Origin of the sequence: Nocardioides aquiterrae (genome assembly GCF_039526625.1) — a bacterium.
In the GTDB taxonomy this organism is placed as follows: Bacteria; Actinomycetota; Actinomycetes; order Propionibacteriales; family Nocardioidaceae; genus Nocardioides; species Nocardioides aquiterrae.
On the sequence record NZ_BAAAJE010000034.1, the window covers coordinates 15801 to 29769 of the forward strand.

Below are 13969 nucleotides of genomic sequence, written 5' to 3' on the forward strand. Positions count from 1 at the left end.
GCCACTTTCGGGTCGTGTGCCTGAGAACGCGCCATGGCGCGTTCTCAGGCACACGACCCGAAAGTCGGTGGGCACGGCCACCACCGCCCGGGCAGGATCGCGCGCGTGCCCGTCGAGCTGATCCGCGCCGAGTCCCTGTCCGACGACGTCCCGTACGCCTACGCCAGCATGGCCGGGCCGGGCAGCCTGGTCTTCACCGCCGGGGCCTGCCCGCTCGACGACGACGGCGAGGTCGTCGCGCCGGGGGACGTCGCGGCCCAGGCGCAGCGGGTCATGGACAACCTCGCGGCCGCCCTCGCGGCGGCCGGCTGCACGCTCGCCGACGTCGCCAGGTCCACGGTGTACGTCGCCAGCGCCGAGCGCGACGACCTCGTGACGGCGTGGCAGGTGGTGCGCGCCGCGTTCGGCGACCACGACGCACCGAGCACGCTGCTCGGCGTGGCCGCGCTCGGCTACGCCCACCAGTTGGTCGAGGTCGAGGCGGTCGCCGCCCGCTGACCGGATCAGGCGGGCGCGGACCGGGAGCCGAGGTCGCCGGCGGTCAGGTGCGCCAGGTCGGCGGCGATCGTGCCGCTGGCCCAGCCGGCGGCGCTTCCTCCGCCGCGGACGGGGAAGTTGGTGAGGGTGCCGAAACGCTCGTGCAGGAAGGCGTCGACCTTGTCCTGGTCGGCGCGCAGGGCGGGCAGCAGCGCCGACCGGTCGGAGGGGTGCGTGCCGAGGACGTGCTCGTTGACGGCCGCCAGCCGCTCGCCGATGCGGCGCGCGTACGCAAGCAGGAAGGTGGACCGGAACGCCTGCCCTCGCGGGTGTGAGCCGGGCGGAGCCGCGCGGCCGGCCTCGGCGAGGGCGTGCTGGGCCTGCACGAGCAGCGACGTGAAGAGCAGCTCCACGGCCCTGAGGTCGTGGGCGTTGCCCACGACCGCCTCCAGTGCGAGACCGGTCAGGGAGAACGCCCGGCAGCGACTGGCCGCCGCCACCCTCTGGAGGAGCAGGCCTTTCGCGTCGGCGTACGGCGGGTCGACGGCGATCCGGACCAGCGTGGGTTCGCCGGCGACGTCGTGAGCGTCTGCATGCAGCAGCGCCCGGTCGAGCGCGTGCCGGGTGATCAGCTCCTGCGCCTTCTCGGTCAGGGCGACCGCCTCGGGCTCGAACTCCGTCGACTCGGCCTTGGCGAGCAGGTGCCGCACGCGGTCCAGCACCGGGTCGGCCGCCGACGTCGCACGTCCCGGTACGACCAGCGTCCCGGGTGGCGGCACGAGGACCTCGAGCGGGGGCAGGCGCCCCAGTACGCCCAGGGCCTCGGCTATCGCGGGGTACTCCGAGGTGGGCGGTCGGTGCCCGAGCCAGCCCGCGGTCGCGTCCGGGTCGGCCTCGACGACCTGCGCGGCCTGTGCCGCCCAGTCCGGATGCAGCTCCGCGTCGCCTGCGAGGACCCGGTCGAGGTCCGCGACGACCGCGACCTCGACGAGCCGGGTGGTCGTGCCCCGGGCCTGGACCCGGGCCTGCCGGTAGAGCTCCCGTGGCTGCCACCCGTGGTGCCAGAGGTGCGTGGCGAGGGTGTGAGCCAGCCGGTCGGCGGCGGCCAGGGCCGCGGAAGGCGGCAGCTGGGCGAGCCGGCGCAGCCCGGTCGCGCGGCCGCCCGGTCGCGCGGCCGCGTCCAGCCACGCGACCGCGGCCTCGTCGGCGCACGTCTGCCGGCGTCTGCGGGCCCGGTCGGCCCCTCGGGCCCGGTTCTTCTTTCCCATGCCCCGGACCGTAGGGAGCCCCGCGGACGCCGCCGGGGTCGCCGCCCGCGGCCTGTGGACGACGGCGTCCGGATCGACCGGTGTGGACGGACCGTGGCCGGCGGGGAGGTCTCGACGTCGGCCCTGCTGGGTACGCGGGCGACGACCGACATGCGAGGGTGGAGGACGTGGACGAGAGCCGACGGGACCGATTCGAGGAGGTTGCGCCGGGGCTGATCGAGCCGGTGCGGCGCTACCTCGCCCGCCGTACCGACCCCGAGACGGCGGAGGACGTGCTCGCCGAGACGCTGCTGGTCTGCTGGCGCCGGGCGACCGAGCTGCCGGACCAGCCGCTGCCCTGGGTGTACGCCGTGGCGCGCAACTGCCTGCGCAACGCCGAGCGCTCGGCGCGCCGGCAGGAGCGGGTGGCGGCGCGGATCATGGCGCTGCCGGCCGACGCCGAGCCACCCGAGGACCCGGCGCTCGAGGAGGCGCTGGCGGCGCTGCGGGCCGAGGAGGCCGAGCTGCTCCGCCTGTGGGCGTGGGAGCAGCTCACGCCCGCCGAGATCGGCGCGGTCCTCGGCATCACGCCGAACGCCGCGAGCATCCGCCTCACGCGCGCGAGGAAGAAGTTGTCCGACCGCCTGCGAAAGAGGGTGGGCGCTGCCGGACATGAGGAGTCGAGAGAGGGGAGAAGGCCGTGACCGACCGACACGACGCGGAGCTGCGCGACCGCCTGCGGGCGGCCGATCCGGCGACTGCCCTCCCGCCGGCCGACCCCGAGCGGGTGGCCCGACTCCTGGAGGACGTCATGAGCACCGAGCTGACCACCGAGAACCGTGCGACCGGCACTCGCGGGCGCGGCCCGCTCACCTGGCTGGTCGCGGCCGCCGCGGTCCTGATCATCGCCGGCGTCGGGGTGTTCGCGATCGTCGGCCACGACGACGACCCCGCCGCGCCGCCCACCGCCGCCGACAGCGAGACGGTCACCGAGCTCTCCGCGCCCAGCCCGACGGCGTACGCCGCCAAGTGCATGGTGCCGAACGCCGAGGCCCTCGCCCAGCAGACCGTCGCCTTCGACGGCACGGTGACCACGCTCGCCGACGGGGTGGTCACGCTCACCGTCGGGCACTGGTACGCCGGCGACCCGACCGACCTGGTCCGCGTGCAGGCGCCCGCGGAGGAGCTGCGAGCCCTCGTGGGGGCGGTGGAGTTCCGGCAGGGCGGGCGCTACCTGGTCAGCGCGACCAACGGGCAGGTCACGGTGTGCGGCTTCAGCGCGCCGTACTCCGCCGACCTCGCCGCGCTCTACGAGCAAGCCTTCTCCTGATGACCGACGGGCTGCTGCTCGCCGCGGGCGCGGGCTCGCGGATGGGCCGGCCGAAGGCCCTCGTGGACGACTGGCTGGTCCGCAGCATCCGGGTCCTGACGGACGGAGGCTGCGCCCGGACCACGGTCGTCCTCGGCGCCCGTGCCGAGGAGGCGCTGCGGCTCCTCGACGGCACCGGTGCCACCGCGGTCGTGGCCGCGGACTGGGAGGACGGCATGTCCGCCTCGCTCCGCGCCGGGCTCACGGCCGCGGCGGGCACCGACGCCGACGCGGTCGTGGTGACGCTCGTCGACCTCCCGGACGTGGGCGCGGACGTCGTCCGCCGCCTCCTCGACCCTGCGCCGGACGCCGGCACGCTGCGGCGGGCCGCCTACGACGGGCGGCCCGGCCACCCGGTCGTGCTGGGCCGCGACCACTGGGCCGGTGTCGTCGCCGAGACCGACGGCGACCGGGGCGCCCGCGGCTACCTCGCCGCCCACCAGGCGGAGGTCGTCGAGTGCGGCGACCTCGCCACCGGCCGCGATGTCGACGTTCCCAACCGTTGACCAACACCCGGCCGCGTAGCCTTGAGGGCATGGCCCTCGAGTCACCCGCTGCCGTGGCCGCCCGCCTCGGCCGCACCGGTTACCTCGCCGACGACGCCCTGTCGACGGTGACCTACCTGGCGCTCCGGATGCAGCGCCCGCTGCTGCTCGAGGGCGAGCCCGGCACCGGCAAGACCGCGCTCGCCGAGGCGATCGCCGAGAGCCTGGACCTGCCGCTCGTGCGGCTCCAGTGCTACGAGGGCATCGACGCCACCCAGGCGCTCTACGACTGGGACTTCCCGCGCCAGATCCTGCACCTGCGCGCGCTCGAGGCCGCGGGCGGAGCCGACGTCGAGGAGGCCGAGAAGAGCCTGTACGACGCGCGCTTCCTGCTCGCCCGCCCGGTGCTGCAGGCGCTGCAGCAGAGCCCGGCCGTGCTGCTCGTCGACGAGGTGGACCGCGCCGACGACGAGTTCGAGGCGTTCCTGCTCGAGGTGCTCTCGACCTACCAGGTGTCCATCCCCGAGCTCGGCACCGTGCGCGCCGCGACCCCGCCGTTCGTGGTGCTCACCTCCAACCGCACCCGCGAGCTGCACGACGCGCTCAAGCGGCGCTGCCTCTACCACTGGATCGACCATCCCGGGCTCGAGCGCGAGGTGGAGATCCTGCGCAGCCGCGCGCCCGAGGTCTCCGAGCAGCTGCGCCGGCAGGTCGTCGAGCTGGTGCAGCAGCTGCGCGGCCGCGACGACCTCCAGAAGCCGCCCGGCGTCGCCGAGACCCTCGACTGGGCGCGGGCCCTGCACTACCTCGGCACCGCCGAGATCGACCTGGCGTCGGCCGCCGCGACCCTCGGCGCGCTCGTGAAGTACCGCGAGGACGCCGACCGCGTGCGCCACGCCCTGGACCAGATGCTCCGACCATGACCGCGCCCACGACACCGCCCACGATGAGTCGCCAGGCCGACGAAGTCCTCCTCGGCTTCACCCGCGCGCTCCGCGCGGCCGGCGTCCCCGTCACCCAGGACCGGTCGCAGGGGTTCCTCGCCGCCGCCGCGGTGCTCGGGGCCGGCGACCCCCGCGCGACGTACCTCGCCGGCCGGGCCACGCTGTGCGCGGGGCCCGACGACCTCGCCCGGTACGACCCGGTCTTCCACGAGTACTTCGGCTCCCGCGACGGGCTGCCGCGTCCGCGCCCGGCCGTCGCGCCGCCGGCACCGCAGCTGTCCGGGCTGCCGCTGGGGGACGGCGACGGCGAGGCGGACGCCTCCGACGAGGTGGTCCGCGCCCGGGCGAGCGACAGCGAGGTGCTGCGGCACCGTGACGTCGCCGCGCTCTCGAACGCCGAGAAGCACCGGCTGGCCGGGATGTTCGCGACGCTCACCCCGCGCCCGCCGGTCCGCCGTACCGCCCGCCACCGGCGCTGGCACCGCGGTCAGGTCGACGCCTCCCGCACGCTGCGGTCGTCCCTGCGCCGGATGGGCGAGCCGGCCGAGATCGCCTGGCGGCGCCGCGGCGTCCGGCCGCGCCGGGTGGTGCTGCTCGTCGACGTCTCCGGTTCGATGAGCGGGTACGCCGACGCGCTGCTCCGCCTCGCGCACCGGTTCAGCCAGGTGGCACCGTCGGTCGAGACGTTCACGGTCGGCACCCGGGTCACCCACGTGACCCGCGCGATGCGGCTGCGCGACGCCGAGCGGGCGCTGGTCGCCGCGGGCGAGACCGTGCCCGACTGGTCGGGCGGGACCCGGCTCGGCGAGACGCTGCGGTTCTTCCTCGACCGCTGGGGCCAGCGGGGGATGGCCCGCGGAGCGGTCGTGGTGGTGTTCAGCGACGGCTGGGAGCGCGGCGACCCCGCCCTGCTCGGCGAGCAGATGGCGCGCCTGCAGCGGATCGCGCACCGGGTCGTCTGGGTCAACCCGCACCGCGGCAAGTCCGGGTACGAGCCCGTCCAGCAGGGCGTCGTCGCCGCCCTGCCGCACTGCGACGACTTCGTCGCCGGGCACTCCCTCGCGACGTTCGCCGAGCTGTCGGAGGTGATCTCCCGTGCGTGACGTGCTTCCCGAGCTGCTGGAGTGGTGGCGCTCCGGCGAGTCCGTGGGCGTCGGGACCGTGGTCGCGACGTTCCGGTCCGCCCCGCGGCCGCCGGGCGCCTCGATGCTGGTCGGACCCGACGGGACCGCGGTCGGCTCGGTGTCCGGCGGCTGCGTCGAGGGCGCGGTCTACGAGCTGGGCGAGTCGGTGGTCGAGACCGGCGTCCCCGTCCTGGAGCGGTACGGCGTCTCCGACGACGACGCGTTCGCCGTGGGGCTGACCTGTGGCGGCATCCTCGACGTGTACGTCGAGAAGGTGGACCGCGAGACCTTCCCCGAGCTCGGCGAGATCGCCGAGGACGTCGAGGCCGGCCGTCCCGTCGCGCTCGCGACGGTCATCGAGCACCCCGACCCCGCCTGGCTCGGCCGGCGGCTGATCGTCCGCCCGGACCTGCCGGTCTCCGGGAGCCTCGGGTCGACGCGCGCGGACGACGCGGTGCACGACGACGCGCTGGGCCTGCTGGCCGCCGGCCACAACGCCACGCTGACCTACGGCCCGGACGGCGAGCGCCGCGGCGAGGGGATGCGGGTGTTCGTCTGGGCCTTCGCGCCGAAGCCGCGGATGCTGGTGTTCGGCGCGATCGACTTCGCCGCCGCCGTCGCGCGGGTCGGCAGCTTCCTGGGCTACCACGTGACGGTCTGCGACGCCCGGCCGGTGTTCGCCACGAACAGCCGGTTCCCCGACGCCGACGAGGTCGTCGTCGACTGGCCGCACCGCTACCTCGCCGCCGAGGCGGAGGCGGGCCGCATCGACGGCCGCACGGTCATCACCGTGCTCACCCACGACCCCAAGTTCGACGTCCCCCTACTGGAGGTGGCGCTGCGGCTGCCCGAGGTCGCGTACGTCGGCGCGATGGGCTCCCGCCGCACCCACGAGGACCGGCTCGCCCGGCTGCGGGAGGCCGGCGTGGACGAGAAGGAGATCGCCCGCCTCTCCAGCCCGATCGGGCTCGACCTCGGCGCGCGGACGCCTGAGGAGACCGCGATCAGCATCGCGGCCGAGATCGTCGCGGGCCGCTGGGGCGGCACCGGCGAGCGGCTCGGCACCCTGGACGGGCGCATCCACCGAGACCTGTGACCCGCGTCACCAGCCCGATGCTACGTTCGTGCGCATGGCTCGCAGCGAGCTCCAGACTCGGCGGATGGACGCCGTCCGCGCATGGACCTCGTTCGTCGAGCGCGGGGACGACGCCGCGACGCTGGTCCGGCCCGAGATCCTGAGCAGCTGGACGCGCTCGGTCGCGGCGATCACCCCGGACGTCTGTGAGGCGCCGCTCGCCGACGAGTCCGAGACCGCGGCGTACTGGCGCGGCTCGCCGCTGCAGACCGCGGTCGAGCGGGTGGAGGCCGAGCTGCGGCGTACCGCCGAGGACGGCGACCTGGTCGTCGCGGTCACCGACCCCGAGACCCGGATCCTCTGGACCTACGGCGGCCGGGTGATGCGCCGCAAGGCCGAGACCGTGAACTTCGTGGCCGGCGGGCGGTGGGACGACCAGTCGGTCGGCACCAACGCGCTCGACCTCGCCAACCGGCACACCGCGCCGGCGACGGTGTTCAGCGCCGAGCACTACGCCCCGATCGTGCACAACTGGGTCTGCTGGGCCGCGCCGCTGCACGACCCGGTCACCGGCACCCACCTCGGCGTCATCGACATCTCCACGACCTGGGACCGCACCCACCCGATCGGCCTGGCCACCGCCCGGGTGCTGGCCCGGCTGATCGAGACCGCGATGCCGGTCTCGAACGCCCACCCGGTGGCCGGCGCGGCCGACGAGTGCTCGCAGTCGGGGCTGGTGCTCCGGCTGCTCGGCACCGCGGAGACCTGGCTGGACGGCCAACGGCTGCTGCTCAACCGCCGGCAGACCGAGGTGCTCGCGCTGCTCGCCATGCACCCGGAGGGGCTGTCGCTCGAGCACCTCCACGCGCTGGTGTACGGCGACCAGGCGGTCACCCTGTCGACGCTCAAGGCCGAGGTGTCGCACCTGCGGTCCGCGCTCGGCGGCCAGCTCTCCTCCCGCCCGTACCGGCTCAGCATGCCGGTCGCCACCGACGTCGACCTGGTGCTCTCGCTGCTGCGTCGCGGGCGGGTCGCCGCGGCCGTCGACGCGTACGGCGGCGACCTGCTGCCCGGCACCAACAGCCCGGCGCTGACCGAGCTGGCCGAGTACGTCGCGGTCGCCGTCCGCGAGGCGCTGCTCGCCGACCCCCAGCCGGACGCGGTGGTGCGCTACTGCGAGCTGGCGCCGTACGACACCGAGGTCGTCGAGGCCTGCCTGGCGCGGCTCGCCGGGGCGCCGCACCCCGCCGTACCGCTGCTGAAGGGGCGGCTGGCGGCCGCGCAGCGCTGACGTCAGGCAGGTTGGGCGATCGAATTTCGTCCAGGCCCTACCTTTGACCAACCGTCCGGCTCTAGTCTCCCATCGTATGAACCGGATCATCCTCACGGTCGACGGAGCCCAGGTCTCCGACGACGTCGAACCGCGCATGCTGCTCGTGCAGTACCTCCGCGAGAAGCTCGGCAAGACCGGCACCGTCATCGGTTGCGACACCAGCAACTGCGGCGCCTGCACGGTCCACCTCAACGGCACCAGCGTGAAGTCGTGCAACGTCTTGGCCGTGCAGGCCGACGGCGGCGAGGTCACCACGATCGAGGGCCTCGCCCAGGACGGGCAGCTGCACCCGGTGCAGGAGGCCTTCCGCGAGTGCCACGGCCTGCAGTGCGGGTTCTGCACGCCGGGGATGATCATGCAGAGCGTCGACCTGTTGAACAACAACCCGAACCCGACCGAGGAGGAGATCCGGCTCGGCCTCGAGGGCAACCTGTGCCGCTGCACGGGCTACCACAACATCGTCCGTGCCGTGCAGCACGCCGCGGGCCAGGGGGTGACCTCGTGACCACCGCCGAGGTCGAGCGCGAGGTCGGGCGCGACCGCCGGCGCAAGGAGGACCAGCGCCTCATCACCGGCCGGACCCGCTGGACCGACAACCTGACCCTGCCCGGGATGCTGCACCTGGCGATGGTGCGCAGCCCGTTCGCGCACGCGCGGATCACGTCGATCGACACGTCCCAGGCGTCGGCGGCCACCAACGTGGTCGCCGTGCTCACCGGTGCCGACCTCGGGGAGTCCCAGGGCGTCAACATCAACGCCTGGCCGATCACGCCCGACCAGGTCGCCCCCACCCACCTGCCGATGCCGTCCGACCGGGTCGCCTTCGCCGGCGAGACCGTCGCGGTCGTGGTCGCGCGGTCCGCCGCCGAGGCCCGTGACGCCGCCGAGTTGGTCGACGTCGAGTACGAGGAGCTCCCGGCCGTCCTGGACCTGAAGGAGGCGGCGGCCGACACGGTCCTGGCGCACCCGGACCTCGGCACCAACAAGTCGGCGCTGTGGCGCTTCGACTCGGCTGAGGCCGGCACCGGCGCCAGCGTCGACGAGGCGATCGAGAAGGCGCGCGGCGACGGCATCGTCATCGAGCGCGAGTACCGCCAGCAGCGCCTGATCCCGGCGTTCATGGAGCCCCGATCGGTGGTCGTGGACCCCACCAGCGAGCAGCTGACGATGTGGACCTCCACGCAGATCCCGCACATCGTCCGGTTCGCGCTGGCCGCCACGACCGGCGTCCCCGAGTCGAAGATCCGGGTGATCGCCCCCGACGTCGGCGGCGGCTTCGGCGGCAAGCTGCAGACCACCCCCGAGGAGTGGATCACCTGGGCCGTGGCCCGCCGGCTCGGCAAGCCGGTGAAGTACACCGAGACCCGCAGCGAGTCGCTGCTGACCGCCCACCACGGGCGCGACCAGTGGCAGAAGCTCACCCTCGCGGCCGAGAAGGACGGCACCGTCACCGGCCTCAAGGTCGAGCTGCTCGCCGACCTCGGCGCCTACGTCTCCCTCGTGGGCGGCGGCGTACCGGTGCTCGGGGCGTTCATGTTCAACGCGATCTACAAGTTCCCGAGCTACCAGTTCAACGTCCAGACCGTGCTCACCAACAAGACCTGGACCGACGCCTACCGCGGCGCCGGCCGGCCCGAGGCGACGTTCGCGATCGAGCGGCTGATGGACGAGCTCGCCGCCGAGGTCGGCGTCGACCCGCTGCAGATCCGCGAGCAGAACTGGATCAAGCACGAGGAGTTCCCGTTCACCTCGGTCTGCGGCCTCCAGTACGACTCGGGGAACTACGAGGAGGCCACCGCCAAGGCCAAGGAGATGTTCGGGTACGACGAGCTGCGCGCCGAGCAGCGGGAGCGCCGCGAGCGCGGCGACACGGTGCAGCTCGGCATCGGCATCTCGACGTTCACCGAGATGTGCGGCCTCGCCCCGTCCCGGGTCCTCGGCTCGCTCGACTACGGCGCCGGCGGCTGGGAGCACGCCAGCGTGCGGATGCTCGCCACCGGCAAGGTCGAGGTGGTGACCGGGGCCAGCGCGCACGGGCAGGGCCACGAGACGGCGTTCAGCCAGATCGTCGCCGACCGGCTGGGGGTGGCCTTCGAGGACGTCGAGGTGCTGCACGGCGACACCCAGGTGGCGCCCAAGGGTCTCGACACCTACGGATCGCGGTCGCTCGCGGTCGGCGGCGAGGCGCTGGTGCGGGCGGCGGACAAGGTGATCGAGAAGGCGAAGCCGATCGCGGCCCACCTGCTCGAAGCGTCGGTGGACGACCTGGAGTTCGCGGGTGGCCGGTTCACGGTCCGCGGCACCGACCAGGGGATGGCCATCGGCGAGATCGCGCTCGCGACGTTCACGGCGCACAACTTCCCCGAGGGAGTGGAGCCGTCGCTGGACTCGGACGCGACGTACGACCCGGAGAACTTCTCCTTCCCGCACGGCACCCACCTGTGCGCGATGGAGGTCGACACCGAGACCGGCGCGCTGAAGATGCGCAAGTACGTCTGCGTCGACGACATCGGGAACATCGTCAACCCGCTGATCGTCTCGGGCCAGGTGCACGGAGGCCTGGTGCAGGGCATCGCCCAGGCGCTGTGGGAGGAGGCGGTGTACGACGACTCCGGCACGCTGGTGTCCGGCTCCTTCGTCGACTACCTGCTGCCGACGGCCGCCGACACGATCAGCTTCGAGACCGGCCACACGACCTCGCCGGCCACGGCGCACAGCCTCGGCGCGAAGGGCGTCGGCGAGGCGGGCACGATCGCCTCGACGCCGGCGGTCGTCAACGCGGTCGTCGACGCCGTCCGTCACCTCGGGGTCAACGACATCCAGATGCCGTGCACGCCCGAACGGGTGTGGAAGGCGATCAACGGGCCCGGCGCGGGCGGCCCGACCGAGGGTGCGGCGATGCCGCACTTCGAGGCCGGGGGCGCAGCCGGGAACCAGGAGATGCCCGGCCAGTCCAGCACGGAAGGAGCGGGCGCATGATCCCCGCAGCGTTCGACTACGTGGCACCCACCTCGGTCGAGGACGCGCTGGCCGCACTGGCCCAGCACGGCGACGACGCCAAGATCATCGCCGGTGGGCAGAGCCTGCTGCCGGTCCTGCGGATGCGGCTCAACGCGCCGGAGATGGTCATCGACCTCGGGCGGATCGAGTCGCTGCGCGGCGTGCGCGACGACGGCGACGCGATCGTGATCGGCGCGATGACGCCGCACGCGGTCGTCGGCTCCGACCCGCTGGTCGAGGAGCACGCGACGCTGATCTCGAAGGCGATCGAGCACCTGGCCGACGCCCAGGTGCGGCACCGCGGCACCTTCGGCGGCGCGCTCGCGCACGCCGACCCGGCGGGCGACCTCGGCGCGCCGGCGCTGGCGCTGGGGGCGGAGTTCGTCATCCAGGGCCCGGGCGGCACCCGGACGGTCGCGGCGGACGACTTCTTCGTCGACCTGTTCGAGACCGCGATCGGCGACGACGAGATCCTCACCGAGGTCCGCATCCCCAAGCGCGGGGGCTGGGGCGCCCAGTACGAGAAGTTCGTGCGGGTCGCCCACCAGTGGCCGATCGTCGCGGTCGCGGCGACGGTCCGCACGGACGGTGGCACCATCGCGGAGGCCCGGATCGGGCTGACCAACATGGGCTCGACGCCGCTCCGGGCGCGGGCGGTCGAGGAGGCCCTGGCCGGGCAGCCCGCGACCGAGGACGCCGTACGCGCCGCCGCCGAGCAGGCCGCCGAGGGCACCGAGCCGCCCTCGGACCTCAACGGCGACGCCGACTACCGCCGGCACCTGGCGCGGGTCCTCACCCGCCGCGCGGTGCTGGCAGCCGCCGGGGTCGCCTGATGGACCTCACCCACCGGTTCACCGTCCCGGCGTCCGTCGACGAGGCCTGGGCGCACTTCAACGACATCGCATCGGTCGCGGAGTGCTTCCCGGGCGCCTCGGTGACGTCCGTGGACGGCGAGCAGTTCTCGGGCTCGGTGAAGGTCAAGCTCGGCCCCATCGCGTTGGTCTACAACGGCTCCGGCACGTTCGTGGAGAAGGACGAGGCCGCGCACCGGTTCGTCGTCGAGGCCAAGGGCAAGGACAAGCGGGGCAACGGCACCGCCGGCGCCACGGTCACCCTGACCATGGCGCCGGCGGCCTCGGGCGCCACCGACGTCGAGGTGGTCACCGACCTGTCCATCACCGGCAAGCCCGCCCAGTTCGGCCGCGGCGTCATGCAGGACGTCTCCGACAAGCTCCTCGGCCAGTTCGTGGACTGCCTCGAGCAGCGCCTGTCGGAGCCGTCCGATGCGGTAGTCCCTGACGAAAATGTCGTCGAACCGCCCTCGGAGGAGCACGATCGTCAGGGAGTATCCGAGGAGACCGCACCGAAGCACGTCGCGGAGCCGGCCCCACCGGCCCCCCGCCCCGCTCCGGCGCAGGACGACTCGCTGGACCTCGGGGCGGCGGTGCTGCCGGTGCTGGCGAAGACGTACTGGAAGCAGGCGGCCGGGGTGCTGCTGGCGCTGCTGGTGCTGAGGTGGGTGGTCAGTCGGTCGCGGCGCTGATCGTCTTCGCGGAGGCCGAGGAGAGCTCGCCCGGGTCGTCGACCAGGCGCGGCCGGACGCCGTTGACCTCCGGGCTGAGCTGCGGCTCGAGGCGGACCACCGCGATCACGCCGGTCAGCAGGCAGCCGGCGACCAGCGACGCGATGTAGAGCGCGCCGAGGTCGTGGTCGACCAGGAAGCCCGCGACCGGCGGCGCGATGATCGCGGCGAGCTGGAAGGTGCCCGAGCTGAGCGCGTTGTAGCGGCCGCGCAGGTGGTCGGGCGCGAGCTCGTTGACCAGCGCCGGGATCGTCGGCTGCAGCAGCGTCTCGCCGAACGCGAAGACCGACGCGCACGCCGCCACCAGCAGCGTGGCGCCGACGGTGCCGGACACCAGCCCGGTCGCGCCGAGCAGCAGCCACGACCCGGCCCACACGACGCCCATCACCGCGATCACGCGGGTCCGCCGGCGGCCCTCGATGCGCTGCAGCACGAACAGCTGCAGCACCACGATGACCAGGGTGTTCGCCGCGAACGCCAGGCCGAGGCCGCGGGTCGACACCTCCCCGACGGCGCGGGCGAAGGCGGGCATCCCGGCGTTGAGCTGCGAGTAGCCGACGTACGACGACACGAAGCTCAGCAGCATCAACGTGCCGACCGCGGGCCGGCGAGCCACCTCGAGGTAGCTCACCTTCGCCGGCGCCGTGCCGTGCGGGTGCTCGACCCGGCCCGCCACGTGTCGCAGCGGCACGGCCAGCAGGAGCAGCGCGGGCAGGTAGGAGACCGCGTCGGCGAGGTAGATCGCCTGGAAGGTCACCAGCCGGTCGACGTCGACGAGCATCCCGCCGAGGATGCCGCCGATCCCGATGCCGAGGTTGAGCAGCGTGAAGTTCACGCCGAAGTACCGCTGCCGCAGCTCGACGGGCACGACGGTCGCGATCAGCGACTGGAAGCCCGGCCAGGTCACGCCGAACGCGGCCCCGGACAGCAGCAGCGCCAACGCCGCGGCGTACTCGGTGCGGGCGAACGCGAGCAGGGTGTTGGAGACGACCTGGAGCACCAGCGCCGCCATCAGGATCCGCCGGGCGCCGAACCGGTCGATCGCCGAGCCGCCCGGACCGACGATCAGGAAGCCGACCAGGGGCGGCAGGCCGAGCAGCAGGCCGACGTGCCCCAGGTCGATGCCGCGCACCTCGTGCAGGTAGACGACGTGGAACGGCAGCACCAGCCCGGTGCCGATGAACTCGAAGACCACCACCGACAGGAGCAGCTTCCCCTCGCGGGGGAGGTCGTGCCAGAAGGAGGCGAGGGTGGGCTTGGCGGCGGTCTGCGAGGTCATCGGGTCCAGTCAAGCAAGCGGCACCGACAGCGGGCACGCGGTTTTCCGACGGCG

At 73.8% G+C, this 13969-nt stretch carries 14 protein-coding genes; 12 read left to right on the forward strand and 2 right to left on the reverse strand.

Annotation, left to right across the window (positions count from 1 at the left end; translation table 11 throughout):
* The first annotated feature begins 105 nt into the window (after positions 1–105).
* Positions 106–498: a RidA family protein gene (locus ABD086_RS24335; RefSeq protein WP_343911103.1), complete on the forward strand. Its 393-nt coding sequence runs from the start codon at positions 106–108 to the stop codon at positions 496–498.
* 5 nt (positions 499–503) lie between these two features.
* Here the strand turns inward: ABD086_RS24335 and ABD086_RS24340 are convergent, their stop codons facing one another.
* Positions 504–1745 carry a DUF2786 domain-containing protein gene (locus ABD086_RS24340; RefSeq protein WP_343911106.1) on the reverse strand — a complete coding sequence of 414 codons (1242 nt, stop codon included), beginning with the start codon at positions 1743–1745 and terminating at the stop codon, positions 504–506.
* Between the two features lie 167 nt (positions 1746–1912).
* Between ABD086_RS24340 and ABD086_RS24345 the strand changes: the two genes are divergently transcribed.
* From ABD086_RS24345 to ABD086_RS24395, 11 genes are all read left to right on the forward strand, one after another.
* Positions 1913–2428 carry an RNA polymerase sigma factor gene (locus ABD086_RS24345; RefSeq protein WP_343911107.1) on the forward strand — a complete coding sequence of 172 codons (516 nt, stop codon included), beginning with the start codon at positions 1913–1915 and terminating at the stop codon, positions 2426–2428.
* Positions 2425–3054: a hypothetical protein gene (locus ABD086_RS24350; protein WP_343911109.1), complete on the forward strand. Its 630-nt coding sequence runs from the start codon at positions 2425–2427 to the stop codon at positions 3052–3054. Before ABD086_RS24345 ends, ABD086_RS24350 begins: the two co-directional genes overlap by 4 nt.
* Positions 3054–3599 (forward strand): nucleotidyltransferase family protein, encoded by a 546-nt coding sequence (locus ABD086_RS24355; protein ID WP_343911110.1) that lies wholly within the window; start codon positions 3054–3056, stop codon positions 3597–3599. The genes ABD086_RS24350 and ABD086_RS24355 overlap by 1 nt, the downstream gene beginning before the upstream one ends.
* A gap of 29 nt (positions 3600–3628) precedes the next feature.
* The gene (locus ABD086_RS24360; RefSeq protein WP_343911111.1) at positions 3629–4501 is read left to right on the forward strand and encodes an AAA family ATPase; all 873 of its coding nucleotides are present in this window, start codon (positions 3629–3631) and stop codon (positions 4499–4501) included.
* Positions 4498–5625, forward strand: coding sequence for a vWA domain-containing protein (locus ABD086_RS24365; protein WP_343911113.1), 1128 nt, complete (start codon positions 4498–4500; stop codon positions 5623–5625). The genes ABD086_RS24360 and ABD086_RS24365 overlap by 4 nt, the downstream gene beginning before the upstream one ends.
* Positions 5618–6742, forward strand: coding sequence for an XdhC family protein (locus tag ABD086_RS24370; RefSeq protein WP_343911116.1), 1125 nt, complete (start codon positions 5618–5620; stop codon positions 6740–6742). Before ABD086_RS24365 ends, ABD086_RS24370 begins: the two co-directional genes overlap by 8 nt.
* Positions 6743–6776: 34 nt before the next feature.
* A complete protein-coding gene (locus ABD086_RS24375) occupies positions 6777–8012 on the forward strand; it encodes a sigma-54-dependent transcriptional regulator family protein (RefSeq protein WP_343911118.1) in 1236 nt (411 codons plus the stop codon).
* Positions 8013–8088: 76 nt separating this feature from the next.
* A complete protein-coding gene (locus ABD086_RS24380) occupies positions 8089–8559 on the forward strand; it encodes a (2Fe-2S)-binding protein (RefSeq protein ID WP_343911120.1) in 471 nt (156 codons plus the stop codon).
* The gene (locus ABD086_RS24385; protein WP_343911122.1) at positions 8556–11033 is read left to right on the forward strand and encodes a xanthine dehydrogenase family protein molybdopterin-binding subunit; all 2478 of its coding nucleotides are present in this window, start codon (positions 8556–8558) and stop codon (positions 11031–11033) included. Before ABD086_RS24380 ends, ABD086_RS24385 begins: the two co-directional genes overlap by 4 nt.
* Positions 11030–11887 carry an FAD binding domain-containing protein gene (locus ABD086_RS24390; RefSeq protein ID WP_343911124.1) on the forward strand — a complete coding sequence of 286 codons (858 nt, stop codon included), beginning with the start codon at positions 11030–11032 and terminating at the stop codon, positions 11885–11887. The genes ABD086_RS24385 and ABD086_RS24390 overlap by 4 nt, the downstream gene beginning before the upstream one ends.
* The gene (locus tag ABD086_RS24395; RefSeq protein WP_343911126.1) at positions 11887–12597 is read left to right on the forward strand and encodes an SRPBCC family protein; all 711 of its coding nucleotides are present in this window, start codon (positions 11887–11889) and stop codon (positions 12595–12597) included. The genes ABD086_RS24390 and ABD086_RS24395 overlap by 1 nt, the downstream gene beginning before the upstream one ends.
* Here ABD086_RS24395 and ABD086_RS24400 read toward each other — a convergent pair.
* A complete protein-coding gene (locus tag ABD086_RS24400) occupies positions 12578–13915 on the reverse strand; it encodes an MFS transporter (RefSeq protein ID WP_343911128.1) in 1338 nt (445 codons plus the stop codon). The genes ABD086_RS24395 and ABD086_RS24400 overlap by 20 nt on opposite strands.
* Positions 13916–13969: the final 54 nt, after the last annotated feature.

Coding starts and splice junctions, on each gene's coding strand:
- ABD086_RS24365 (WP_343911113.1), top strand. CDS start 4,498: ATGACCGCGCCCACGACACCGCCCACGATGAGTCGCCAGGCCGACGAA.
- ABD086_RS24380 (WP_343911120.1), top strand. CDS start 8,089: ATGAACCGGATCATCCTCACGGTCGACGGAGCCCAGGTCTCCGACGAC.
- ABD086_RS24375 (WP_343911118.1), top strand. CDS start 6,777: ATGGCTCGCAGCGAGCTCCAGACTCGGCGGATGGACGCCGTCCGCGCA.
- ABD086_RS24395 (WP_343911126.1), top strand. CDS start 11,887: ATGGACCTCACCCACCGGTTCACCGTCCCGGCGTCCGTCGACGAGGCC.
- ABD086_RS24400 (WP_343911128.1), bottom strand. CDS start 13,915: ATGACCTCGCAGACCGCCGCCAAGCCCACCCTCGCCTCCTTCTGGCAC.
- ABD086_RS24390 (WP_343911124.1), top strand. CDS start 11,030: ATGATCCCCGCAGCGTTCGACTACGTGGCACCCACCTCGGTCGAGGAC.
- ABD086_RS24360 (WP_343911111.1), top strand. CDS start 3,629: ATGGCCCTCGAGTCACCCGCTGCCGTGGCCGCCCGCCTCGGCCGCACC.
- ABD086_RS24340 (WP_343911106.1), bottom strand. CDS start 1,745: ATGGGAAAGAAGAACCGGGCCCGAGGGGCCGACCGGGCCCGCAGACGC.
- ABD086_RS24355 (WP_343911110.1), top strand. CDS start 3,054: ATGACCGACGGGCTGCTGCTCGCCGCGGGCGCGGGCTCGCGGATGGGC.